The following is a 1,997-nucleotide window of genomic DNA, read 5'->3' as shown; positions in this document are numbered from 1 at the left end:
CCGCCGTCCGCCGCGCCGGGCCCCTCGATGTGCTCGACCCGAAGGCGGGTGAGGATCCGGGCACCATGGCCGGCGGCGGTGCGGGCCAGCGCGACGACGAGCCGCGCGTCGTCGACGAGCTGGCCGTCCCAGTACACCAGGCCGCCGCGCAGCCCGGTCTCCCGCAGCGCGGGGGCGAGGCCGAGGGTCTCCACCGCCGTCAGCCGGCGCGGCCCCGGCAGCACACTGTGCGGGGTGCCGGCGGCGCGGCGCAGCACGTCGCCGATCCGCAGTCCGGTGTGCACCAGCGCGGCCGCCGAGCGGGACACCTCGGGTGTCAGTGGGGTCACGATCGGCAGCGCCCGGACGAGGTGGGGCGCGGTGTGCCTCATCAGGATGTCGCGCTCCACCGCGCTTTCCCACGCCACCGCGACGTCGCCGCCGGCGAGGTAGCGCAGCCCGCCGTGGACGAGCTTGGAGCTCCACCGGCTGGTGCCGAAGGCGAGGTCGTGGGCCTCGGCGAGGGCAACCGACAGGCCGCGCGACGCGGCGTCCAGGGCGACCCCGGCGCCGGTGACGCCGCCGCCGACCACCAGCACGTCGACCGGATCGCCGTCGACGGTGATGGCCAGCTCCCGGTCGCGTCGCCGCGCGTCGAGGGAGGTGTTCCCCGGCGGGGTCGGCCAACCGGCGGCCGTCACGGCGTCGCGCCCCGGGTCGGCCCACCGGCGTTCACGGCGCTCACGGCGTTCACGGCGTTCACGGCGTTCGTGGGAGGCGCACCCGCGGCGTCGGGGGCGAGGTAGCCACGCAGCAGGCGCCGCAACTCGGTCGCCAGCGTCGCGGCCGGCACCGGCCCGGCGAGGGCGCCCGCCGACAACACGAACGACTGCACGACCAGCAGCACCATGACCGCCAACGCCGCCGGGTCCACCGCGCGCACGAGGCCGTGCCGCGCGGCGGCGTCGAGCTGCCCGACCAACAGATCGATGATCATCTGTTGGGTGGCGCCGCGTCGCTCGGTCAGGTACGGCAGGAGCAGCTCCGGGTCGGTCTCGATGATCCGTAGATAGATCGGGTTCGTCCGGAACGCCTCCACGGTCGCGATGATGTGGTCGACGAGGTCGTCCAGATCGCCCAGGTCGGCATCGCCCGGGTCGGCATCGGACGGATCGGGGGCGGCCGGCCGCGTCGCCGCCGTGACCACCCGTGTCCACTCCCGGGTCATCACGTCGCCGACCAGCGAGCGCAGGTCTGGCCAGCGCCGGTAGAGAGTCATCCGGCTGACCCCGGCACGTCGGGCGACCTCGGTCAGCGTGGTGCGGCGGACCCCGACCGCCAGCAGCGACGCCTTCGCCGCGTCGAGGACGGCGTCCTCGCCGGACCAGCAGACCGGACAACTCGGGGTCACGGCCGGGTCGGGCCGCCGGTCGGTGGCAGGGTGCCGGTCGGTGGCGGGGTGCCGGTCGGTGTCGAGCATCGTGCGGCCACCTTCCTGGGTCGACTGCTCCTCCTGGTCGACTGCCGCGATCGGCGCACCGGGCGTCGCGCGGGGAGCGGACCCGCCGCGGCTGTGCCATCGTGGAGTCGAGGCCTTGTGACAATGTTACTTCGACTGTCACACTGTCTCGGGCCGAAGTCCAGCGAGCCGGATCGAGCAGGCGAACCGAGGTGGGCGATGACGAGCACCGACGAGGCGCGCAGGATCGGCTCGACCGAGCCCGTCTGGTGGGGCTGGGGGTCCGCGTCCGCGCACGAGCCGCTGCCCGACGAGGTTCGCGGGCTGCTGGCTCGGCTGGGCATTCCCGCGCGACCCACCGCGCCGGTTCCGTTCGACGAGGTGCGCCTGCCGCCGGCCCGGCTGCCCGCGGCGGCCCGAGACGCGCTGGCGGCGATCGTCGGCTCGGGCCACGTCCACACGGACGACGAGGCGCGCATCCGCCACTGCCGCGGGCGGTCCACCACTGATCTGCTGCGCCTGCGCGCCGGCGACGCCGGTGCCGCGCCCGACGCGGTCG

2 protein-coding genes and 1 pseudogene are annotated in these 1,997 nt (G+C 75.3%); 1 reads left to right on the top strand and 2 read right to left on the bottom strand.

Features of this window, described 5'->3' with window-relative positions; all coding sequences use genetic code 11:
• Positions 1-680: FAD-dependent oxidoreductase (locus ND748_RS30800; protein WP_251749813.1), on the bottom strand; the 680-nt coding region annotated here is incomplete at its 3' end.
• Positions 677-1,459, bottom strand: a complete 783-nt coding sequence (locus tag ND748_RS30795; RefSeq protein WP_251749811.1) for a TetR/AcrR family transcriptional regulator — start codon at positions 1,457-1,459, stop codon at positions 677-679. The genes ND748_RS30800 and ND748_RS30795, both read right to left, overlap by 4 nt.
• A 198-nt stretch (positions 1,460-1,657) precedes the next feature.
• On the opposite strand from ND748_RS30795, the pseudogene ND748_RS30790 reads away from it, so the two are divergent.
• Positions 1,658-1,997 (top strand): annotated as a pseudogene (locus ND748_RS30790) (FAD-binding oxidoreductase); the annotation flags it as partial.

Origin of the sequence: Frankia sp. AiPs1 (assembly GCF_023716945.1) — a bacterium.
Taxonomy (GTDB): Bacteria; Actinomycetota; Actinomycetes; order Frankiales; family Frankiaceae; genus Frankia.
This window is presented reverse-complemented; position numbering and strand designations above follow the sequence as displayed.